Origin of the sequence: Terasakiella pusilla DSM 6293, from assembly GCF_000688235.1 — a bacterium.
In the GTDB taxonomy this organism is placed as follows: domain Bacteria; phylum Pseudomonadota; class Alphaproteobacteria; order Rhodospirillales; family Terasakiellaceae; genus Terasakiella; species Terasakiella pusilla.
Window position 1 is genome coordinate 149129 of sequence record NZ_JHYO01000003.1, and the last position, 21953, is coordinate 171081.

Genomic DNA, 21953 nt, shown 5'->3' on the forward strand with positions numbered 1-21953 from the left:
GTTGCGTATGCGAAGAGTGATTTATTCACTTGTTTCGTGCGAACTTTCTGACATAATCAGCCCTCAGTGCACTGCGATATGGTTTTTCGCAAGGCACACAAGTTTAAACCGAAGCACGAAAATACGTGCTCACAACTCGACACACCTAGGGAGATTCGCACGAAAATGTCCGACATTTATCCAGTCAATCCAGAGATTGCCGCCAAGGCGCATGCCGATAACGACAAATATCTGGAAATGTATAAGCAGTCAGTGGAAAACCCGGAAGCATTCTGGGGTGAACACGGTAAGCGAATCGATTGGTTCAAGCCTTACACGAAAGTTAAAAATTCCAGTTTTGACGGCAATGTTGACATCCGCTGGTTTGAAGACGGGACCACAAATGTGGCCTACAACTGCCTTGACCGTCATCTTGAAAAACGCGGCGATCAGGTTGCTATTATTTGGGAAGGCGACGACCCGTCTGATTCTGAAAATATCACTTATAAAGATTTACACGAACGTGTGTGCAAACTCGCAAATGCGATGAAAGCGCGCGGCGTCGGCAAAGGGGACCGTGTCACCTTGTATATGCCGATGATTCCGGAAGCTGCTGTTGCTATGCTCGCGTGTGCCCGTATTGGCGCGGTCCATTCTATCGTTTTTGGCGGGTTCTCCCCGGATGCGTTGGCGGATCGCATTAAAGGCTGCCAGGCAAAATGTCTGATCACCGCTGACGAAGGTCTGCGTGGTGGTCGTAAAGTGCCGTTGAAAGCCAACGCTGATCTGGCGATGGACCGTGAAAACGTTGAAACCTGCATCGTTGTTAAACGCACAGGCGGCGATATCGACATGAAAGAAGGTCGTGACGTCTGGTACGAAGATATTACAGCGGCTGCCTCTAGCGATTGCCCGGCAGAAGAAATGAATGCGGAAGATCCGCTGTTCATTCTCTATACATCCGGTTCAACCGGGATGCCGAAGGGTGTTCAGCACAACACAGGCGGTTATCTGGTCTATGCATCCATGACGCATGAGTATGTGTTTGATTACCAGGAAGGCGATGTCTACTGGTGTACGGCAGATGTGGGCTGGGTGACTGGTCATTCTTACATCGTCTATGGTCCGTTGGCGAACGGCGCGACCACATTGATGTTTGAAGGCGTGCCAAACTATCCGAGCGTCTCTCGTTTCTGGGAAGTGTGCGACAAGCATAAGGTCAACATCTTCTACACAGCACCGACGGCGATCCGTTCTTTGATGCGTGAAGGTAATGAGCCGGTTGAAAAATGTGACCTGTCTACCTTGCGCGTGCTGGGGTCTGTGGGTGAGCCGATCAACCCGGAAGCCTGGAACTGGTACAACGAAGTTGTCGGTAAAGGTAAATGCCCGATTGTGGATACATGGTGGCAGACAGAAACAGGCGGAATCCTGATTACGCCGCTGCCGGGGGCAACAGACTTGAAGCCGGGTTCTGCAACCCGTCCGTTCTTTGGTGTTCAGCCGCAACTGGTTGATAATGACGGCAACGTGCTGGAAGGCGCGACCGAAGGGAACCTGTGTATGGTCGATAGCTGGCCGGGCATGATGCGCACCTGTTATGGCGATCACGAACGTTTCATCCAGACGTATTTCTCGACTTATAAAGGGAAATATTTCACAGGGGACGGCGCGCGTCGTGATGAAGATGGCTACTACTGGATTACAGGTCGCGTGGATGACGTGATCAACGTGTCTGGTCACCGTATGGGCACGGCAGAGATCGAGTCTGCACTTGTGGCGCACCCGAAAGTGGCGGAAGCCGCTGTGGTGGGCGCACCGCATGACCTGAAAGGGCAGGGCATCTATGTCTATGTGACTCTGAATGCGGATGAAGAACCCTCTGACGAGTTGAAAACGGAACTGGTGAAATGGGTTCGTCATGAAATCGGCCCGATTGCGTCACCGGATTGGTTGCAGTGGTCACCGGGTCTGCCGAAAACACGTTCCGGTAAAATCATGCGCCGTATCCTGCGCAAGATTGCGGAAGATGATTTCGGTGCGTTGGGGGATACGTCCACATTGGCGGATCCGAGCGTGGTTGATGAACTGATCGACAACCGTCAGAATCGCTCCGATTAATGCGTCCGTATAATTGGTAATCAGAAGGCCTTCCTCTATAAAGAGGGAGGCCTTTTTGTTTTTTAGTTGACGAACAAACTGGTCAATACACGTGATTGTATGTATAATATTTTTGTAATCTTGTAGTGTTTCTGGGGGGTAGATACTATATGACGCAAATATCAGACAGGCATCGGGTCTTTTTCGAGGCGTCGGCGGATGCCATGCTTATTATTGATGGCGGGGTCTTTGTTGAATGTAACCCGTCAACATTAGACCTTTTTGGTTTTGCGTCGAGTGAAGAGTTTTTTGCCACCCATCCTGCTGAAATTTCTCCGCCGCAACAGCCGGACGGACGTAATTCGTTTGATAAAGCCAATGAGATGATGGCCCTTGCTATTGAGCAGGGCAACAATCGGTTTCATTGGATGCACCGTCGTAAAAATGGGGATGTTTTTCCGGTTGAAGTCTTGCTGACCGCTATTCCGTTCGAAGGCAAAACGGTTTTACACACGGTCTTGCGCGATATTAGCGATCGTGTCGAGTTGGAGAACCAGCTACGTGGTCGCCGCGATGAATTGGAGCAGGAAGTTTCTCGTCGCACACAGGAATTGGAAGAGGCGTTAAGAGGAGCTCGCTTGCTGGGGGAGGCGGTGAATCAATCGGCTGCCAGCATCTTGATCACAGACCCAAGAGGCATGATCGAGTATATTAACCCGGCTTTTTGTCAGATTAATGGATATGATGTTCAGGAAATTATCGGTAAGCAACCGAGTATCCTCAATTCTGGTTTGCAGGGCCGTGACTTCTATCAGGAAATGTGGAAAACCATTCAAAGCGGACAGATTTGGAGCGGCACGCTTAAAAATAAGCGTAAAAATGGTGAGTTGTACTGGGCGCGTTTGAAAATTTCTCCGGTGATGGACGATCGGGGAGAGATTATAAACTATGTCGGTATCGAAACGGATATTACCGACTTTATCGAGGCAAAGGAACGGGCCGAAAATGCCAATAGGGCGAAGTCCTCTTTTCTGTCTTCCATGAGCCATGAGCTGCGCACGCCGTTAAATGCCATTATGGGCTTTTCCCAATTATTGGATATGGGGAAAAAGACCCCGTTGAGTGATCGCCAGAAAAGCTATGTGGCGAACATCAAGTCGGCAAGTGATCATCTGTTGAGCTTGATTGATGAGGTGTTGGATCTTGCGCGGGTCGAAGCGGGGAAAATGCAGTTCAATATCCAGAATGTGAATTTGCGCGACACGCTGGATGACTGTCTACAACTGGCAGATGCCTCCTATAATACATTGGATGTGACCGTAATCGATGAAACCCGAAGCAGCCTGCCTGCCTTGAAAGTCGATCCAATGCGCTTGCGTCAGGTGATCTTGAACCTGCTGTCCAATGCCAAAAAATACAATGTGGAAAATGGCAAGGTCTATGTGTCTGGTGAGTTGCGACCGGGTTCCATGTTCCGCCTTAAAATCCGGGACACGGGGGACGGCATCCCGGAATATGACCACGATAAACTGTTTAAGCCGTTCCAGCGTCTGGGGGCGGAAAAAACACAGGTGGAAGGCACGGGCATCGGCCTGTTGCTGACCAAACAGCTCGTTGAAGGCATGGGGGGCGAAATCGGTTTTGAAAGTAGTCCGGGCGTTGGCAGTACTTTCTGGATTGATCTGCCGTCCTATGGGGCACAGGCCATGCCTGCCAGCGGTTTTGATTTTTCAGAAACCTTGAACATGCAATGTTGTGATAGCCTGCATACCTTATTGTATGTGGAAGATATCGCCATTAATCGTGAATTGATGAAGGCGATTGTGGATGAAATCCCCAACCTGAATTTGATTTGCGCCCAAACCGCAACCGATGGGATCGAACTTGCGCAACGTGAAAAGCCACATTTGATCATCATGGATATCAATTTGCCGGACATGGATGGTTATGAAGCTTTTAAACTGTTGAAAAAACATGAGGAGACTAAAAATATTCCCGTGGTTGCCCTGAGTGCGGATGCTATGGAGCAAGCCAAGATAAAGGCGTGTGAAACCGGCTTTGTGGAATATTTGACCAAGCCGTTTAACATGGCGGATCTGCTGAGTGTCCTGAACATGACCATCGACGGTTAAACCCGCACTGTTGCATTGCACACTAGCACGCGATCTGGTATAGAGCGCGCGAGTTTCTTACCCCACTTCTTATTATTGCAGGAGCGATTGCCCCATGGCTACTCCCATCCGTCGTGCATTGTTATCGGTTTCCGACAAAACCGGTCTTGTTGAATTTGGTAAAGCGCTGGCTTCCAAAGGTGTTGAATTGTTGTCTACGGGCGGCACCTATAAGGCGTTGGCTGATGCTGGTGTGCCGGTCATCGAAGTTTCCGCCCACACAGGGTTCCCGGAAATTATGGACGGTCGCGTTAAAACCCTGCATCCGAAAATTCACGGTGGCCTGTTGGCGCTGCGCGAAAATGACGAGCATGTAGCGGCGATGGAAAAACATAACATCGCCCCGATCGATCTGTTGGCCGTTAACCTCTATCCGTTTGAAAGCACCGTGGCTGCGGGTGCGGATTTTGATACCTGCATTGAAAATATCGACATTGGCGGCCCGGCCATGATCCGTGCGGCTGCGAAAAACTGGCAAGGCGTGTGTACGGTCGTTGACGTTGAAGATTACGCGCTGGTTCTGGAAGAATTGGAAGCGAACAACGGCACAACGGCGGAGTTCCGCAAGAAAATGTCTGCGATTGCTTATGCACGCACAGGCGCTTATGACGCCGCGATCTCCAGCTGGTATGCGGATCAGTTGGACATTGAGTATCCGAAACGCAAAGTCATCGCGGGTGAGCTAAAACAGACCATGCGTTACGGTGAAAACTCCCACCAGTCAGCGGCGTTCTACACAACCGGTGAAAACCGCCCCGGTGTGGCAACGGCTGAACAGCTGAACGGGAAAGAACTGTCTTACAACAACGCAAACGACACGGACGCGGCCTTTGAACTGGTCAGCGAATTTACCGAAGATGTTGCGTGTGTCATCGTTAAACACGCCAACCCTTGCGGCGTTGCCATTGGCGACAACATGAAAGACGCTTACCTGCGCGCTTATTCCTGTGATACAGAAAGTGCCTTTGGCGGTATCATCGCCTTTAACCGCAAGCTGGATAAAGAAACAGCCGACGAGCTGGCGAAAATCTTCCTCGAAGTGGTGATTGCACCGGACTTTGATGATGACGCGCTGGAGGTTTTGAAAGCGAAAAAGAACGTGCGCGTTCTCAAAACCGGTGGCATGCCGAACCCGAACGATAGTGCTGACATGGTAAAAACTCTGTCCGGGAGCTTCCTCGTTCAGTCTAAAGATAACGAGATTTTCTCCGAAGACTTTAAAGTGGTGACAGAGCGTCAGCCGACTGAGGAAGAAATGAAGGATCTGAAGTTTGCCTTCACTGTGTGTAAGCATGTGAAATCAAACGCGATTATCTATTGTAAAGATAACATGACTGTCGGCGTGGGCGCAGGTCAAATGAGCCGCGTCAACTCGTGCCGGATTGCGGCTTTCCGTGCGGAACAAGCGGCGAAAACAGCGGGTGATAGCGAAAGCTGGGCCAAAGGCTCTGTGGTTGCCTCAGACGCGTTCTTCCCGTTTGCGGACGGTTTGATCGAAGCGGCTGAAGCGGGCGCGACGTGCGTTATCCAGCCGGGTGGCTCCATCCGTGATGAAGAAGTGATCGCCGCTGCTAATGAGCGTGGCATTGCGATGGTCTTCACTGGCATGCGTCACTTCCGCCACTAAGCGATTTGGTGATCCCGTCTGGGAGCCACACGAAAACAAAGATCCCGGCTTGATGGTAAGGCCGGGATTTTTGTTTTTTGGTTGAATAGGTTTAAAGCCTAGTATTTATAGGTTGATGTAACTGTTTGCCTTGCCCCCACTCTATCAGGTAGGATCGTAAGACAGGTTTGTTTTGTTCTGTAGATGTCGCCTTAGAAGCGGAGGATCAGGATTTCGATGGCAAGACGTAAGTTTTTGGGTCTTACTATAGGGGGAGCAGCTCTCTGTTGTTCTCTGGCTTATGGCGTCTCTACTGCGTTTGCACAACATAAAACCGTTACGGTTTTTTCAGATGAATGGGCCCCTTATAATTACTTGGAAGCAGGTGTTTTTAAAGGGATCGCTGTCGAGGTGTTGCAAGATCTGTTGAACCAGCTTGAGACCACTGCGGATTTTGTTGTCCTGCCAGGAATGCGGGCGTTAACGAATTTTGAAAAAAAATCTGGCTCTCTATATGTTTCGTTATTCCGAACCAAGGACCGCGAAAACAAATATCAGTGGGTTGGCCCGATCATTTCTTCATCGGTTTATTTTTATAAACGGGCAGGCAGCCCCCTCGAAATCAAGAGCCTTGAAGATGCAAAGCGGGTGGACAGGGTGGCGAGCCGTCAATCTGGCCTTGTTCATAGACTCTTGAAGAAAAATGGGTTTACCAATTTGGAAGACACGGCCAAAAATGGGTGGGAAGTCTATCGAAAGTTATTAGCCGGTCGATCTGATTTAGGGATTAGTGACTCGCCGTTGGGGGTTAAGTACGTCTTGAAAAGCTTGGGGCAACCTTTAACAGCCCTGATTCAGACTCCGGTTAAAATTCTGGATATGGAGTTGTATATCGCGGTCCACAAAAGTGTTCCTAGTGAGCAAGTGGCTCAGTGGCAGGCCGTGCTGGACCGGATGAAAGCTTCTGGACGTTATGACCAGATTATTAAAAAATATAGCGAATAGGCTGTTTCTCCTTCCATAATCCCAAGCCCATGATATCCTTACGGGCATTAAATTTATTACTTTAAGGATGACACAGATGATCGTAACAACGACGGATAATGTAGACGGAAAAACGGTTTCCCAATATTGCGGTATTGTTTCGGGTGAAGCGATTTTAGGGGCGAACCTGTTTAAAGACTTTTTCGCCGGTATCCGCGATGTAGTTGGTGGTCGCAGTGGCGCCTATGAAAAAGAATTTCGCAAAGCCAAAGAAGCCGCCCTTGAAGACATGATTGCACAAGCACAAGACATGGGCGCAGATGCTGTTGTTGGTGTTGATCTGGACTATGAAGTCATTGGTGGTGATCAGAAAACAATGCTGATGGTGTCAGCCAACGGGACAGCCGTTAAGTTTTAAAATATAGCGGTATTATATAGAAAAAAGGGCCACGGATTAAACCGATGGCCCTTTTTTGATGTTCCGGCAGGACGTTTTTTAAGGAGTTTCCCGCACTCCCGCACTCCGAACCTGTCATCGCGCACCTGTTGCGCGATAGCTGTTGAAAGCAGGCGTATGGCCTCTACCGATGATGCCGCAACGGGTGCGCCCATGACGGGTGGGTTACTTAGTACGTTTCACACAGGCGATGAAGAACCCGTCTTTGTTGTCACAGGGCAAAAAGCGTTGTGCCTCACCCACCTGTTCAAAATTCTCATGTCCTTTGAGGAATGCTTTGAGCATCAGTTCCCCTTCTTCCGGCTGCAGGGAACAGGTGCAGTAAACGATCAGACCGCCGGGTTTGACCCAGTTGCTGGCCCGGTGCCACAAAGTCCCCTGAATATCAGACATAGCCTTGATATCGTCCGATTTTTTGGTCCAAAGCCCATCCGGGTGACGGCGCAGGGTGCCTGTTGCGCTACAGGGGGCGTCAAGCAAAATTGCATCGACTTCGCTGTCGGGCTGCCATTCCATCAGGTCGGCGGCAATGACTTCTGCCGTGAGTTTGGTGCGTTCAAGATTGTCGTTCACGCGCTTAAGGCGGTTTTCGTTTTTATCGACCGCAATGACCTTGGCGCCACGGGCAGCAAGTTGCATGGTTTTGCCCCCGGGTGCGCAGCAAAGGTCTAATACGGTCTTGCCTTTGACATCGCCCAGCATTTTGACAGGCTCGGCAGCCGCAGCATCCTGCACCCACCATGATCCGTTGCCGTAGCCGTCCAGTTCTTCAATACGTCCGCCTGCTTTCATGCGCAGGCTGCCGTTGTCCAACTGTTCAGCGCCAAGGCGTTTCATCCAGATGGCGGCTTCGTCGTCATATTTAAGGGTGATGTCCAGCGGCGCTTCGACAAGATGACTTTCCGCGATTTTTAGGGCGGTGTCTTCGCCATAGGCGTTGACCCAGCTTTCAAACAACCAGTTTGGAATATTGGCGCGCGCGATCTGGGCAGCCGGATATTCTTTACGTTCGCGCTCAATGCGGCGCAGAACGGCGTTGATCAGGCTTTTATACTGAATCAGTTTGGCGTAGTTGGTCAGTTTTAACGATTCGTTGACTGCTGCATGGGCCGGAACCGCCATAAAATATAGCTGTGCGACCCCTAAGCGCATAATATTCAGGATATCACGCGCTTGTCCTTTGGGGCGCTTGTCCATACAGGCGTCGATCAACTGATCAATAAACCCCTTGTTGCGCAAAGCGGTGGTGACAACAGCACGCGAAAAAGACCTTGCTTTCGGCGACAGTTTTTCCAGATGCGGGTGAGTGTTAAAGGCTTCATCCAACGGGCGCTTTTTACCCAGAACCTGGCAGATAACATCATAGGCAACACGACGGGGCATAGGCGGCACTTTCTAAATAAACTGAGGGCTGAAGGGGCCTTATACTCCACCTGATCCGCGATAGCTAGCCCCAAGGTCCCTTGATGGATTGATCACTACTGGGGATGCGGGATTTTGCACTGCGTTTTTGCGGCTGGCTGTTTGCCATTTGCTTCAGCGCGTTGATGCGGTTTTCCATATTCGGGTGGGTGGAAAACAGGCTGTCGGTTTTGCGGGTATGCAGCGGGTTGACGATAAACAGGTGTGCGGTTGCCGGATTGTTTTCTGCCGCGTGGTTATCCACAAGCGATGCGCCTTTATCCAGCTTATTCAAGGCACTGGCAAGCCACATGGGGTGTCCGCAAATTTCAGCCCCGATGCGATCGGCCTCATATTCACGGGTGCGCGAGATCAGCATTTGCACGAGCATGGCAGCAACGGGCGCAAGGATCATGATCAAGATGCCCCCTAATGGGCCAAGTGGATTGTTGCGATTGTTGCCGCCAAAGAAAAAGGCAAAGTTTGCCAGCATGGAGATGGCACCGGCAATGGTTGCGGTGATGGTCATGATCAGCGTGTCACGGTTTTTGACGTGGGCCAGTTCGTGAGCCATGACGCCGGCGATTTCTTCGCGGCTGAGCATGTTTAACAAGCCTGTGGTGGCGGCAACGGCGGCGTTTTCAGGGTTGCGCCCTGTGGCAAAGGCGTTGGGCTGGGCATTTTCCATGATGAAGACTTTGGGCATGGGCAGTTGGGCACCTTTGGCAAGGTCAGCCACGATTCGGTAAAATTCCGGCGCACTTTGGGCATCGACTTGGCGTGCGCCATACATGCGCAACAAAACCTTATCGGAGTTCCAATATGAGAAAATATTCATGCCCAGAGCGAAGATAAACGCGAGCATCATGCCGCTTTCCCCACCGATCATAAATCCGATGGCGAGAAAAAGTCCGGTCATGCCAGCCAACAAAAGGGCCGTACGGGTATAGCTCATCATAGCCTGCATCCTTGCAATTGAGGTCTTCCAAGCGTATTTAGGTAGGAGTTTAACTTTTTCGCAAGTCCTTCTTGAAGGTGGATCATGTCTGACGACCAAATTAATCGCCCTAAATTCACAGCAACCGATGTGATGCGCAACGAAGCCGGCCGCCCGATCGGGCCACAACCGCCGCGTAAATTTGAAGCGATGGCTGATCAGGTGGATGAAGAAAAAGAAATTGGCGGGCGTAAAGATGGCCCTAATCCAACCCGCTATGGGGATTGGGAAAAAGGCGGCCGCTGCGTCGATTTTTAATATTCGGCTGTAAAAGGTACGGCCGATTACACTTATTAGTGTGTAGATTTTATTTTGCTCGTTATGGTAAATTGATGGCTTCTTAAATGAAGGGGCCATCCCATGCGTGCTGTTTTGTTTTTTGCCTGTTTTCTGTCTGCGTTGATCACAGTGGAGGCGCGCGCGAAAGAAACCTTAAGCGGTCCCTTTCCGGCGGAAGTGTTGCGCGTTGTGGATGGGGATACACTGGATGTACGTATCACCGTGTGGCTGGGGCAATATCTGCAAACCCGTGTGCGTCTATCTGGGATTGATACGCCGGAAAAACGCGGCAAATGCGCCGAAGAAAAGAAGCTTGCTCTTGAAGCGCAACAGGCACTGGAAAAATACATCGAGACTGGCACGGTTGTTTTAAAAAACGTCACAACGGGTAAATATGCCGGGCGCGTGTTGGCGGATGTGGAAACGGCTTCCGGGCAACCCTTGTCAGAACTTCTGATTCAAAATGGTTTTGCGCGCCCCTATCAGGGCAAGAAACGTATGGGCTGGTGTGGTTAAACCTGTTTCTTCTCAAGCGTCATTAGGGTATTCCTAGATAAAGTACGAATAGAGTGGAAAAACCCTATGCCGAGTTATTTCAACCGTTTTGTTGACTGGTTTACAATGCGCGAAAGTAAAGAACCCGCGCCGATGACCAGTCCGTCCAAGCTGATGCAGGGGCTAAATGACGTCACGGTTCTCGTTGCTGAGCCGGAAGGGGAGTTTGCCAATGTCGAAGCAAAGACCGTCTTACTGGAAAATGTGCTCGGGCCATTAAAAGAACGTGAGGGCCTGTCTATCCGTTTGTTCCCCAAAACCCTGTCGCGACCAAAGACCGGTAGCCTGAGCGATCAGGTCAAAGAGATTGTCGAGCAAGGGCGCAAATGGTTGGCGAAGGAACAGGCCGATTTGCTACTGTGGGGGGAAGTCCTGTTGGACGAACAAGCCGTGCGCTGGTACTTTCTGTCGGCAAAAGAAGGCGACGCTGATCTGGGTATTCCGGGGAAGCTGGAAAATTTGTTGGTCCCTTTTGCGCCTGAAAAAGCCTCCCTTGATGTGCTTTATGCCGCCATTTTTGCGGCGACCGTGCCGACCCATACAACACAAGGTCTTAAAATTGGGGAATATCTGTTGGGCGCGGTTGATCCGCTGACCAAATTGTCCACCGGCCTTTCAACCCGTAAAACCCAACCCGCTGCCCGCATGTCGGCCATGGGGATGGGGGCGATCATCCTTGCCAATATTGCCCGACGCGGCCAGGAACTTGGCTGGTTCCAGCAGGCGGTGCGGGCGTTTGAGCAATGGGAAGCCGTTGCGGATAAAGAAAAATATCCCATTGATTGGGCCTTTACCAAAAACCATCAGGGCTGGCTTTATGAAGTCATGATCGGGCATGACGATGATGCGACTGCGCTGGAACATATTGATCGCGCGATTAAAATCTTTGAAGAAGTCAGCGATATTTTCAGCCGCAAACAGCAAGGTCTGGAATGGGCGGCGGTGCAATTACGCATTGCGGCGACCTGTTCCAAGATCGGGCGACAGTTGAGCGAGCCGGATTATCTGCAAAAATCCACCCGCTATTATAAAAAAGCCATGGGCGTGTATACGGAAACACGGTTCCCGCTGAATTGGGCCGATTGTATGTCGCGCATGGCAAAAGCCCTGATGCTGCACGGTCAGATGATGAAGGGCGCACAATCACTGGAACAGGCAGGCGTTGCCTTTCAGGCGGTATTGAAAGTCTACACAGAAGATAAGTATCCCGCCCAACGCGCCAGCACGCACAACAATCTGGGCGCGACCCTGTTTGCCTTGGCAAAGCGCGATCCGCACACCCCGCAATGGTTGGATCATGCCTTGATGTGTTTTGAAGAGGCCCGCGCCTATTATCAGGAAACGGGGAAAACCAGCATGGTCCATGTGATTGATAAAAACATCACAAAAGCCCACGACCTGCGCGAACAAATCGCAGAAGACCGTGCCAACCGCCTGATTGATTAGGCCTTTTTGCCCCCTGCATAGGCGGCTTTCGGCGCATCGGGGTCAAGGGGCCAACGCGGGCGCGGGGCAAAAGACAGGTCATCGCGCTGTCCAGCTTTAAAGGCTTCCAGACCTGCCCAAGCGATCATGGCGCCATTGTCGGTACACAGCTTTAAGGGCGGGGCGACCATCTGCATCTTTTCTTTGTTGCATAGCTCGGTCAAGCGGCTGCGGATGGCTTGGTTTGCCGCCACACCCCCTGCCACAACCAAGGTATTGCCGCCGGGATAATCCTGCTTAAACATTTTGATCGCATTTTTACAGCGATTGACCAGACTGTCTGCAGCCGCGGTTTGGAAGGCTGCGCAGAGATCGTTTAAATCTTCTTCCTTAAACGGGCCGGGGGGCAGGGCTTCGGCGGCTTGGCGCACGGCTGTTTTCAGGCCGGAAAAAGAAAAGTCGCAGCCCGGTTTGCCCTTCATGGGGCTGGGCAGTTTAAAGCGATCCGGGTTGGTGGCTTTCAGGGCGGCTTTTTCTACATGGGGGCCGCCGGGATAGCCAAGGCCTAACAATTTTGCTGATTTATCAAAGGCCTCCCCCAACGCATCATCAATGGTGGTGCCAAGGCGCTTATATTTACCGATCCCTTCCACGGCGAGCAATTGGCAATGGCCGCCTGACACCAGCAATAACAGATAGGGGAAGTCCACTTGTTCGTTCAGCCGTACGGTCAGGGCGTGGCCTTCAAGGTGGTTGACGGCGACAAAGGGCAAATTGTGGGTCAGCGCAATGGCTTTTGCGGTCATCACGCCGACAATGACGCCACCGATCAGGCCCGGCCCACCGGTTGCGGCCACGGCATCAAGCTCGCTGAAATCCACATTCGCTTCGCTCATGGCTTCTTCGACGATGCGGTCGATATGATCAAGGTGGGAACGCGCGGCAATTTCTGGTACAACCCCGCCATAGGGGCGATGTTCATCCAGTTGGGACAGGACAACGTTGGACAGAATCCGCGCTTCACCCCGTGCGTCATCGGTGACGACGGAAGCAGCGGTTTCATCACAACTTGTTTCAATACCTAATATTTTCAAGTGTCATAGCCCTAATGCTGTCACAATTATGCGGCAGAGATACCACGAATTTGAGATAACCCAAAGGTAGAGATTCAAAATCATGTCGGACCAACCAAAATTAGTGATCGGTACCCGTGGCAGCCCGCTTGCACTCGCACAAGCTTACGAAACACGCGATCGTTTGCAAGCCGCCCATGAAGATTTGCGCGCAGACGGCGCGATTGCCATTGAAGTGATCAAGACCACCGGCGACATGATTTTAGACCGTCCCTTGTCGGAAATTGGCGGCAAGGGCCTGTTTACAAAAGAGATTGATGACGCACAGCTTGACGGGCGCATCGATATCGCTGTCCATTCCATGAAAGATGTACCGACATGGTTGCCGGAGGGCATTTCCCTGCCGTGCATTCTACCGCGTGAAGATCCGCGCGATGTCTTTATTTCGCCAAAAGCCAAAACATTGGCTGACCTGCCGAAAGGCGCGGTTGTGGGGACAGCGTCTTTGCGTCGCCAAGCCCAGATTAAGGCGAAATACCCACATCTTGAAACCATCACGTTTCGTGGCAACGTGCAAAGCCGTTTGCGCAAATTGGAAGAAGGGGTTGTGGATGCAACTTTGCTGGCAAATGCAGGTATGCGCCGCCTTAAGTATGAAGATGCGATCACCTCTGTGATTGAAGATACAGATATGTTGCCCGCTGTCGCACAAGGCGCTATCGGGATTTCATGTCGCACAGGGGATGAGCGCATGATGAATTATCTTGCGCCGTTAAACTGCGAAACTTCCACCATCCGCGTGTTGGCGGAACGCGCGCTGTTGCGGGTGCTTGATGGGTCGTGTCGCACGCCGATTGCGGCCTTGGCGGAAATTGACGGCGATGAGATTTATCTGCGCGGCATGCTTGCTAAACCCGATGGCAGCGAAGTGCTGACGAATGAGATGCGCGGCCCGATTACCGACCCGGACGGGTTGGGCACCAAAGCGGGGCAGGAATTGAAAGACCGCGCGGGCGAAGATTTCTTAAGCGACGTCGTCCAAGCCTAAGATTGATTGCAAAACAGGGTCGGACGGATGACACGTTCGGCCCTTTTTCTATCTATATTTTTGATTATTCACAGCAATTCTCTTTTAAGCGCTCGCGCCGTGGTGTTATAGTAAGACCCTGTTTTTTAATGCATGGGCAATTAATACTGGGGGAGTTATGCGTTTACTTATCACACGACCGAAAGAGGATGCCGAGCCCCTTGCCAAAATCCTGCGAGACAAAGGCCATGAGCCTGTGTTGTTTCCGCTGCTGACCATCAAACCGGAAGCCGACGGGGCAGGCCAACTTAAAAACTTTAAAGATGAAGATATTCAGGCTCTGTTGGTGACAAGCGCCAATGGGATGCGCCATTTCGCCCGCGCCGATAAACGCCGTCATTTCAAGATTATGGCTGTTGGGGATGCGACCGGGGAAGCCGCGCGCGAGGCCGGATTTAAAGAGATTGAGTGCGCCACGGGTGACGTGGATGGTCTTGCCAAGCTGGTTAAGGACAAGTGCGATCCTAAAAAAGGCACCTTGCTGCATGTGGCGGGCTCCCGCCTTGCGGGTGATCTGAAAGGGATGTTGGAAAAAGACGGCTTCACCTACGCCCGTGTCGTTTTATATAGCGCAGATAAAACCACTGAACTGAGCCTGACGCTGAAACAAGAGATCAAAGCGGGTAAGATCGACGGCGTCTTACTTTATTCCCCGCGGACCTCGACTGCTTTTGCGGAGTTGGCGCGCAAAGGCGGCGTGCAGGCTGATCTTAAAAAAATGTCGGCTTATTGCCTGAGTGATGCGGTGGCCAAAAATCTGGACGGGATCACGTTTAAAGAGGTTAAGACGGCAAAGACACCGGATCAGGCGGCCTTGTTGACGCTGTTGCCAGAAGGAAAGCCCGAAACCAAGAAAGAGGCAGGGGCGGCGAAACCGTCTGACACAGCAGCAGAGACACAGGCGACGACACAAACGCCAGCGAACGGCCTGTCCTTTAAAGCAAAAGCCTTGATGGGCGCGGCGGTGATTGTGGTGGCTGTCGGTGTTGGGGGCTTCTTCACGCAGAATCTGTGGGTGCCTGCGGTCAAGACCGAGATGGCGCATGCCCTGAAGATCAACCAGACCGAAGACATTGAACGCTTCATGTCCACGATTTCTGTACGCATGGCAGAACTGGAAAAACGCAAGCAACCGGCCCCTGTGGATGTGCAGCCGTTGCTGGATAAAATCGCTGCGTTGGAAGGGACGATCGGGGCTCTTCAGACCGAGATCGCGTCTATCGAAATTTCTAATACATCTGGTGCCTCAGTAGAAGAAGTTAAAGAAATTGTGGCCTTAAAGGTTGAAAATGACCGTTTAAACCAATTGGTCATTGAGCTGAATGCCCGCCTGACCGACCTTGAGGCCGCACAGGTGCAAGAACGCAGCTCGTCCGATAATGCCCAAGCACTGGTCGCGAGTTTGAGCACCTTGCGTGAAGTCTTGCGCACCTCTTCGCCATTTGAGGCAGAACTTGCGGCACTGGCCGCTTTGGCCCAAGGCGATGTGACTTTGGAAAGTGCCGTTGACGGCTTGAAGCCTTATGCCACAAGCGGTCTGGCGTCCCTGTCGGCCTTGACCACGTCCTTTAAAACTACCGCCAATGATATTGTGCGCGCCGTTGCCGTGCCTGAAGGCGCTGGTTGGATGGAACAGACGGTTAAAAATGTGACCTCCCTTGTGACCATCCGGCGGGCACCGGGGAATTTGGACGGGGAAGGCGCGTTGGGGATCGTCGCGCGGGCTGAACATAATGTGCAGAACGGTGATATCGCGGCAGCCATTACGGAACTTGAGACGTTGGCAGGAAACCCCCGCGAGGCGGCACAGCCATGGATCGATCAAGCCAAAGCACGATTGGACGCTCAACAGAGCGTTTCCATGATGCAGGCGCATATTCTGTCGTTGTTGGGTAACGTCGGGGGACAGGGCTAATGTTCGGGCGCATCGCAAAATATATTATCCTGCTGCTGCTGTGTGTCGCAGTCGGGGTCTGGTTTGCAGAAAATCCCGGTGTGGTGTCGGTGACTTGGCAGGGCTTGATTGTGGATGTGCCGATTGCGCTGGCCTTGATCGCTTTTTTGATCGTGATCGGGATGTGCGCGGTGCTGTATCGATTCTGGCTGTTTATCCGTCGCTCCCCGCAAGTGATTGGTCATTACCGCACAGAAAAACGCACTCATCAGGGGTATGAGTCCTTAACCAAAGGTCTGGTGGCCGTGGCAGCAGGCGAATCGGGTGAAGCGATTAAACATGCGCGTAAAGCCCAGTCTTTATTAAAAGACCCCAGCCTGACCATGTTGCTCTCTGCTCAAGCCGCCCAGTTGGAAGGCGATGACAAAGCCGCGATGCGTTTCTTTGAAGAAATGTCCAAAACCAAAGGCATGGAGTTTTTGGGATTGCGCGGTCTGTTTAATCAGGCTTTGGCCCGTGGCGATCGGGAAGAAGCGTTAAGTCTGGCACAACAGGCGTATAAAATTAAACCGAAAGCACAATGGCTGGCGCAAAATCTGTTTGACCTGCAAGTCCAGCAGGGCAATTGGGCAGAAGCCGAATCGACGCTGGAAAGCTCGATCAAACACAAGTTCGTGGAAAGCCAAAGCGGGAAAACACAAAAAGCGGCTTTGATGGTGGAACGTGCACGTGCGGCCGAAGCAGAAGGTGAGCTGTCCGGTGCCTTAAACCTGTTGGGGTTGGCGCTGAAGCTCGACCCGATGCGCGTCCCCGCTGCGTTGATGGAAGCGAAATTGTTTGCGAAAACCAACAAGCTGCGCAAAGCCTATAGTGTGATAGAAGATATGTGGGCGCGGCTGCCGCATCCTGATTTGTATGATCTCTATCAAGACTTGCATGGCGAAGCAGATGCCTTGAAACGGGTAAAACTGGCTGAAAAGCTGGCAGCGCAAAACCGTCAACATGTGGAAAGCCGGATCATCATTGCGCGGGCGGCCCTTGACGCCCAATTGTGGGGGGAAGCACGCGACGAGCTGGAGGTCTTGATTAAAGAAGCCCCCAGTGCGCGGGTCTTTACCCTGCAAGCCCAATTGGTTGAAACCGAAAATAACGACATGCGTGGCGCGCGTGAATGGTTGAAAAAAGCCACCGAAGCGGCGGCAAATCCAGCGTGGGTCTGTCAGTCCTGTGGGGATGTGAGTTCCCAGTGGTCAGCCGTTTGTGGCAAATGCGCTGATTTTGATACCAAGCAGTGGCAAACCCCACCGCAGGCAATCCGCGCGGAGCTTGCTGCACCTGTGGAGGCGGAGCTGTTGGAAGAGAGCGCGAAACTGTCATAAAAGGATCATTTTCCCTAAAGACAAGCTCGGTGCGATTTGCTACAAGCTCTTTTTTTACCAAACGGTCAAGGATTGTGGGATCGATGACCATCACACTGGCCCCAATGGAAGGGGTGGTTGACGTTCATATGCGTGATATGTTGACGCGTATTTCAGGTTTCGATCTGTGCGTGACTGAATTTGTGCGCGTCTCTCAAGTGGTGGCACCGGCTGAATGGTACTTCAAATATTGCCCGGAATTAAAGACCGATGCAAAAACCCGCGCGGGTGTGCCCGTCCATGTGCAGTTGATGGGCGGCGAAGCGCAGGTCATGGGTGATAATGCCGCCTTTGCTGTGGAATTGGGCGCAACGGGCATTGATCTCAACTTTGGCTGTCCGGCCAAAACCGTTAACCGCCATATGGCAGGGGCGGCCTTGTTGCAATGGCCGGAAAAGTTGTTTGAAATTTGTTCTGCGGTTAAAAAATCTTTGCCCGCCTCTGTTCCCCTCAGTGCGAAAATGCGTCTGGGCTTTGAGGATAAATCCCTCGCCCTTGACAATGCGCGCGCCTTGCAAGAAGCGGGGGCGCAAAAGCTGACCGTCCATGCCCGTACCAAGCTGGAAGGCTATAAAGCGCCTGCCCATTGGGAATGGATTGCGAAAATTTGCGAAGTCGTGGACATTCCGGTTGTTGCCAATGGTGAGATTTGGACGCCAGAAGATGCGCAGAAATGTCGCGAGATCAGTGGCTGTCACGACATTATGATCGGGCGCGGTGCGATTGCACGACCGTCCTTAGCGCGTGAAATTAAGGGCGGGGAGTTTGCACAGTGGGCAGAAATGCTGGGCTGGTTGGAAATTTACTGCGCCCTGATGCAGGATACAAAACGTCCCAAATGGGGAGAAGGGCGAATGAAACAATGGATTAAACTGTTGGGTCGTACGTACCCTGAAGCAAAACAGTTGTTTGATCGGATCAAACCGATGAAAGACCCGGCGGCGATAAACGCTATAGTCATGAATGAAGCGCGCGAGGTTGGCATATGCGCCTAGAACTGTCCGGCATTACAAAGGCGTTTCCCGCCTGTATTGCGAATGACCATGTAAACTTTAATGTGGAAGCTGGCGAAATCCATGCCCTTTTGGGGGAAAATGGTGCGGGTAAATCCACGTTGGTGAAAATGATCTACGGCATTATGCAGCCCGATGAGGGCGAGATCCTCTGGGAAGGTCAAAGCGTAACCATCGAAAACCCCGGTATGGCGCGTAAATTGGGCATCGGCATGGTCTTTCAGCATTTTTCGCTGTTCGAATCCATGACGGTTCTGGAAAACGTGGCCTTGGGGATCAACGAAAAGGGACCGCTAAAGGAACTCGCAAAACGGATTGTCGAGGTGTCGGATAAATACGGTCTGCCGCTTGATCCGGAACGATATATCCACACGCTGTCGGTCGGGGAACGTCAGCGTGTTGAAATTGTGCGCTGTTTGCTGCAAGACCCCAGTCTTATTATTATGGATGAGCCGACATCGGTTCTCACCCCACAGGAAGTTGACAAACTGTTTGTCACCCTGCGCCGCCTGCGCGAAGAAGGGCGCTCTATTCTGTATATTTCCCACAAATTGGACGAGATCAAAGCCCTGTGCGACCGCGCAACCATTTTGCGTGCGGGGAAAGTTGTGGGCGACTGTGACCCGTCCAAAGAAAGTGCGCGTTCTATGGCGCAGTTGATGGTGGGTGAAGAGATCAAAATTCCGGCCCGCAATCCGAATGCCAAAGTCGGGGAAGATCGTTTGGTCGTCGAAAATCTGTCCATGTCCACCGACGATGTGTTTGTTGCCGATCTGGAAAATGTCAGCTTTACCGTCAAATCCGGCGAGATTTTTGGTGTCGCTGGTGTGGCAGGGAATGGGCAGAACAATCTGCTGTCCATGCTGTCTGGCGAGCGCTTGTCCCCTAACGATGAGGCGATCCGCATGGATGGGCTGTCTGTTGGCCATTTGGGACCGCATAAACGGCGCAAGCTGGGTTTGGCCTTTGTGCCGGAAGAACGTTTAGGCCACGGTACTGTGCCGGAGATGTCTTTGGCGGATAATACACTTTTGTCCGGTCATGGGGTGTCCGATCTGGTGCAAATGGGCTTTTTGCGTTTTTCCAAAGCGCATAACCTTGCCAAAAAGATTATCGAGGCTTTCGATGTGCGTACAGGCGGGTCGAAGTCGGAAGCGAAATCCCTGTCCGGTGGGAACTTGCAAAAGTTCATCATCGGTCGTGAATTGTTGAAAAGTCCAAAGCTGTTGATCGTCGCCCAACCCACATGGGGCGTTGATGCCGGGGCGGCGGCGTCAATTCATCAGGCTTTGATGAACCTGCGCGATGAAGGATGTGCGATTTTGGTTGTCTCTCAGGATTTGGATGAACTGTTTGCCATTACGGATCGTATGGCGGTGATCTCCCACGGGCGTTTGTCCCCTGCACGCCCGACCCATGACACAACGGTGGAACAGGTAGGCTTGTTGATGGGCGGCCTGTTTGATCAGGTCGATGCCTGGGACGAGGAGGCACAACGATGATCCGCTTTGAACCTCGTCTCGCCCCGTCACGGGTGATGGTCTATGGCGCGCCAATATTGGCCGTCTGTTTTACGTTGGTTGCGGGCGCGATGCTGTTTTCTGCGCTGGGCTATGATCCGTTAAATTCGCTCTATCTGTTTTTTATTCAGCCGATCAGCGATTCGTACGGTCTGACAGAGCTGTTTTTGAAAGCTACACCTTTGACCCTCTGTGCGGTCGGTCTGGCTGTGGGTTTTCGTGGGAATGTCTGGAACATTGGCGCGGAAGGTCAGTTGACCATGGGCGCGATTGTATCCGGTGCCATTGCGGTCACATGGTATGACAGCACAAGTATGTTTTTGCTGCCGATTATGATCATTGCAGGCGTGCTGGGCGGTATGGCTTGGGCGGCAATTCCGGCTTTTTTGAAGACGCGCTTTCATGCCAACGAGATTTTGACCAGCTTGATGCTGACTTATGTGGCGACCCTGTTTTTGGGCTATCTGGTCAATGGCCCGCTGCGTAATCCGGAAGGATTTAACTTCCCCGAATCGCGGATGTTTGGTGATGCGGCTTTGTTGCCGTTGTTGTTTGACGAAAGCCGTTTGCATATCGGCGCCCTGATTACGCTGTTTGTTGTTTTGCTCGGTTGGTTCATCATGAGCCGCACATTGATCGGTTTTCAGGTCAAGGTCGTTGGCTTGACGCCACTGGCGGCGAATTATGCCGGCTTTAACCCGAAAAAAGTCATCTGGATGAGCCTGATGCTGGGCGGCGGCTTGGCAGGTCTTGCCGGGATGTTTGAGGTTGCTGGTCCCATCGGTCAGTTGCAGCCCGTGATTTCACCGGGATATGGGTTTACCGCGATTATCGTTGCCTTTTTGGGGCGTTTGCACCCGATCGGGATTTTATTGGCCGGCACCTTGGTTGCCTTGTCCTATCTGGGCGGGGAGACGGTGCAGATGGAACTGAGCCTGCCGCTGGCGGTAACGGGTGTGTTTCAGGGGATGCTGTTGTTCTTTCTGTTGGCGTGTGATGTGTTGATTAATTACCGCGTGGTACTTGGGTTTAAGAGGAAAGCCGCATGATCGGGTTTGAAGTCGAAACGATAATTGCCATCCTTTTGGGCGTTGCGCGGGGCGCGACACCGTTGGTGTTTGCTGCGATCGGGGAATTAATCACCGAAAAAGCCGGCGTTCTGAACTTGGGCGTTGAAGGCATGATGCTGGTTGGCGCGGTCGGCGGGTTTATTGCGGTTGTTGCAACTGGCAGCCCAACGGTCGGTTTTATCGCCGCCATGTTGGCAGGGGCGTTGTTGTCGGCACTGTTTGCGGTGCTGGTTCTTTTCCTCCATACCAATCAGGTGGCAAGCGGTCTGGCCTTGACGATTTTTGGCGTCGGGGTTTCCGCCTTTTTTGGACTGAAATATATCGGCACGCCGATCAAGGGCTTGCAGGCGATTGATATTCCGGGCTTGAGCGACATTCCGATTGTGGGGCCGTTGCTGTTTGGGCATGACATTATGGTCTATGCGGCTTTTGTGCTGGTGGCTGTGACGGCTTGGTTTTTAAATAAATCACGCTGGGGCATGATCCTGCGTGCGGTTGGCGAATCGCACCACGCCGCCCACGCCATTGGTTATCCGGTGGTACTGATCCGTTTTTGTGCGATTCTGTTTGGCGGGGCCATGTGTGGTCTGGCAGGGGCTTATATTTCGTTGATCTATACGCCGATGTGGGCTGAAAACATGACCGCGGGTCGTGGCTGGATTGCGCTGGCGCTGGTCGTGTTTGCCACCTGGAAGCCGGGACGCGCCTTGATCGGTGCCTATTTGTTTGGCGGCGTGACCATTTTACAGTTAAATGTGCAAAGCTTGGGCTTGGATGTATCGGGGCATTTGATGAATATGCTACCGTATATCGCAACGATTCTGGTACTGGTCCTGATTTCGCGTGACGAAACCAAGATCAGATTGAATGCACCAGCTTGTTTGGGCAAACCATTCAGAGCTGATGGATAATTGGGAAGTAAAG

General features: G+C 52.1%; 18 protein-coding genes. 15 read left to right on the forward strand and 3 right to left on the reverse strand.

From position 1 onward, the window contains the following. Positions 1 to 165: 165 nt before the first annotated feature. The 5 genes from acs (at position 166) to Q397_RS0103115 (ending at position 7258) form a co-directional block, all read left to right on the forward strand. On the forward strand, positions 166 to 2100 hold the full coding sequence (gene acs / locus Q397_RS0103095; RefSeq protein WP_028878164.1) for an acetate--CoA ligase: 1935 nt from the start codon (positions 166 to 168) through the stop codon (positions 2098 to 2100). 149 nt (positions 2101 to 2249) lie between these two features. Beyond that, positions 2250 to 4211, forward strand: coding sequence for a hybrid sensor histidine kinase/response regulator (locus tag Q397_RS23820; protein ID WP_084148909.1), 1962 nt, complete (start codon positions 2250 to 2252; stop codon positions 4209 to 4211). Between the two features lie 94 nt (positions 4212 to 4305). Beyond that, on the forward strand, positions 4306 to 5877 hold the full coding sequence (purH, locus tag Q397_RS0103105) for a bifunctional phosphoribosylaminoimidazolecarboxamide formyltransferase/IMP cyclohydrolase (RefSeq protein WP_028878165.1): 1572 nt from the start codon (positions 4306 to 4308) through the stop codon (positions 5875 to 5877). 216 nt (positions 5878 to 6093) lie between these two features. Beyond that, complete coding sequence (locus Q397_RS0103110; RefSeq protein ID WP_028878166.1) at positions 6094 to 6861, forward strand: substrate-binding periplasmic protein; 768 nt, start codon at positions 6094 to 6096, stop codon at positions 6859 to 6861. 76 nt (positions 6862 to 6937) lie between these two features. After that, a complete protein-coding gene (locus Q397_RS0103115) occupies positions 6938 to 7258 on the forward strand; it encodes a heavy metal-binding domain-containing protein (protein WP_028878167.1) in 321 nt (106 codons plus the stop codon). A 204-nt stretch (positions 7259 to 7462) separates the two neighbouring features. Here Q397_RS0103115 and Q397_RS20840 read toward each other — a convergent pair whose 3' ends face one another. Next, positions 7463 to 8680 carry an RsmB/NOP family class I SAM-dependent RNA methyltransferase gene (locus Q397_RS20840; RefSeq protein WP_051609656.1) on the reverse strand — a complete coding sequence of 406 codons (1218 nt, stop codon included), beginning with the start codon at positions 8678 to 8680 and terminating at the stop codon, positions 7463 to 7465. Between the two features lie 64 nt (positions 8681 to 8744). Further along, positions 8745 to 9653, reverse strand: a complete 909-nt coding sequence (htpX, locus tag Q397_RS20845; RefSeq protein ID WP_051609667.1) for a zinc metalloprotease HtpX — start codon at positions 9651 to 9653, stop codon at positions 8745 to 8747. An 87-nt stretch (positions 9654 to 9740) separates the two neighbouring features. On the opposite strand from htpX, the gene Q397_RS20850 reads away from it, so the two are divergent. The 3 genes from Q397_RS20850 (at position 9741) to Q397_RS0103140 (ending at position 11975) form a co-directional block, all read left to right on the forward strand. After that, entirely contained in the window at positions 9741 to 9953 is a 213-nt protein-coding gene (locus tag Q397_RS20850) for a DUF1674 domain-containing protein (RefSeq protein WP_038012778.1), read from the forward strand. 102 nt (positions 9954 to 10055) lie between these two features. Next, on the forward strand, positions 10056 to 10490 hold the full coding sequence (locus Q397_RS0103135) for a thermonuclease family protein (RefSeq protein ID WP_028878168.1): 435 nt from the start codon (positions 10056 to 10058) through the stop codon (positions 10488 to 10490). A gap of 66 nt (positions 10491 to 10556) precedes the next feature. Beyond that, on the forward strand, positions 10557 to 11975 hold the full coding sequence (locus Q397_RS0103140) for a hypothetical protein (protein ID WP_028878169.1): 1419 nt from the start codon (positions 10557 to 10559) through the stop codon (positions 11973 to 11975). On the opposite strand, the gene tsaD is transcribed toward Q397_RS0103140, so the two are convergent. After that, on the reverse strand, positions 11972 to 13048 hold the full coding sequence (tsaD, locus tag Q397_RS0103145; RefSeq protein WP_028878170.1) for a tRNA (adenosine(37)-N6)-threonylcarbamoyltransferase complex transferase subunit TsaD: 1077 nt from the start codon (positions 13046 to 13048) through the stop codon (positions 11972 to 11974). The genes Q397_RS0103140 and tsaD overlap by 4 nt on opposite strands. Positions 13049 to 13130: 82 nt before the next feature. Between tsaD and hemC the strand changes: the two genes are divergently transcribed. The 7 genes from hemC (at position 13131) to Q397_RS0103180 (ending at position 21940) form a co-directional block, all read left to right on the forward strand. Then, positions 13131 to 14075, forward strand: coding sequence for a hydroxymethylbilane synthase (gene hemC / locus Q397_RS0103150; protein ID WP_038012779.1), 945 nt, complete (start codon positions 13131 to 13133; stop codon positions 14073 to 14075). Between the two features lie 157 nt (positions 14076 to 14232). Continuing rightward, positions 14233 to 16029 carry a uroporphyrinogen-III synthase gene (locus Q397_RS23825; RefSeq protein ID WP_051609657.1) on the forward strand — a complete coding sequence of 599 codons (1797 nt, stop codon included), beginning with the start codon at positions 14233 to 14235 and terminating at the stop codon, positions 16027 to 16029. Continuing rightward, positions 16029 to 17387, forward strand: coding sequence for a heme biosynthesis protein HemY (locus tag Q397_RS20860; RefSeq protein ID WP_051609658.1), 1359 nt, complete (start codon positions 16029 to 16031; stop codon positions 17385 to 17387). The genes Q397_RS23825 and Q397_RS20860 overlap by 1 nt, the downstream gene beginning before the upstream one ends. Before the next feature lie 83 nt (positions 17388 to 17470). Continuing rightward, complete coding sequence (locus Q397_RS0103165) at positions 17471 to 18421, forward strand: tRNA dihydrouridine synthase (RefSeq protein ID WP_028878172.1); 951 nt, start codon at positions 17471 to 17473, stop codon at positions 18419 to 18421. Further along, positions 18412 to 19941, forward strand: coding sequence for an ABC transporter ATP-binding protein (locus tag Q397_RS20865; protein ID WP_038012780.1), 1530 nt, complete (start codon positions 18412 to 18414; stop codon positions 19939 to 19941). Before Q397_RS0103165 ends, Q397_RS20865 begins: the two co-directional genes overlap by 10 nt. After that, complete coding sequence (locus Q397_RS0103175; protein ID WP_028878173.1) at positions 19938 to 21008, forward strand: ABC transporter permease; 1071 nt, start codon at positions 19938 to 19940, stop codon at positions 21006 to 21008. The genes Q397_RS20865 and Q397_RS0103175 overlap by 4 nt, the downstream gene beginning before the upstream one ends. After that, complete coding sequence (locus tag Q397_RS0103180; RefSeq protein ID WP_028878174.1) at positions 21005 to 21940, forward strand: ABC transporter permease; 936 nt, start codon at positions 21005 to 21007, stop codon at positions 21938 to 21940. Before Q397_RS0103175 ends, Q397_RS0103180 begins: the two co-directional genes overlap by 4 nt. Positions 21941 to 21953: the final 13 nt, after the last annotated feature.

Bases quoted from the DNA above. Each gene is read 5' to 3' on its own strand.
- acs (WP_028878164.1), top strand. From the start codon at position 166: ATGTCCGACATTTATCCAGTCAATCCAGAGATTGCCGCCAAGGCGCAT.
- Q397_RS23820 (WP_084148909.1), top strand. From the start codon at position 2,250: ATGACGCAAATATCAGACAGGCATCGGGTCTTTTTCGAGGCGTCGGCG.
- purH (WP_028878165.1), top strand. From the start codon at position 4,306: ATGGCTACTCCCATCCGTCGTGCATTGTTATCGGTTTCCGACAAAACC.
- Q397_RS0103110 (WP_028878166.1), top strand. From the start codon at position 6,094: ATGGCAAGACGTAAGTTTTTGGGTCTTACTATAGGGGGAGCAGCTCTC.
- Q397_RS0103115 (WP_028878167.1), top strand. From the start codon at position 6,938: ATGATCGTAACAACGACGGATAATGTAGACGGAAAAACGGTTTCCCAA.
- Q397_RS20840 (WP_051609656.1), bottom strand. From the start codon at position 8,680: ATGCCCCGTCGTGTTGCCTATGATGTTATCTGCCAGGTTCTGGGTAAA.
- htpX (WP_051609667.1), bottom strand. From the start codon at position 9,653: ATGAGCTATACCCGTACGGCCCTTTTGTTGGCTGGCATGACCGGACTT.
- Q397_RS20850 (WP_038012778.1), top strand. From the start codon at position 9,741: ATGTCTGACGACCAAATTAATCGCCCTAAATTCACAGCAACCGATGTG.
- Q397_RS0103135 (WP_028878168.1), top strand. From the start codon at position 10,056: ATGCGTGCTGTTTTGTTTTTTGCCTGTTTTCTGTCTGCGTTGATCACA.
- Q397_RS0103140 (WP_028878169.1), top strand. From the start codon at position 10,557: ATGCCGAGTTATTTCAACCGTTTTGTTGACTGGTTTACAATGCGCGAA.
- hemC (WP_038012779.1), top strand. From the start codon at position 13,131: ATGTCGGACCAACCAAAATTAGTGATCGGTACCCGTGGCAGCCCGCTT.
- Q397_RS23825 (WP_051609657.1), top strand. From the start codon at position 14,233: ATGCGTTTACTTATCACACGACCGAAAGAGGATGCCGAGCCCCTTGCC.
- Q397_RS20860 (WP_051609658.1), top strand. From the start codon at position 16,029: ATGTTCGGGCGCATCGCAAAATATATTATCCTGCTGCTGCTGTGTGTC.
- Q397_RS0103165 (WP_028878172.1), top strand. From the start codon at position 17,471: ATGACCATCACACTGGCCCCAATGGAAGGGGTGGTTGACGTTCATATG.
- Q397_RS20865 (WP_038012780.1), top strand. From the start codon at position 18,412: ATGCGCCTAGAACTGTCCGGCATTACAAAGGCGTTTCCCGCCTGTATT.
- Q397_RS0103175 (WP_028878173.1), top strand. From the start codon at position 19,938: ATGATCCGCTTTGAACCTCGTCTCGCCCCGTCACGGGTGATGGTCTAT.
- Q397_RS0103180 (WP_028878174.1), top strand. From the start codon at position 21,005: ATGATCGGGTTTGAAGTCGAAACGATAATTGCCATCCTTTTGGGCGTT.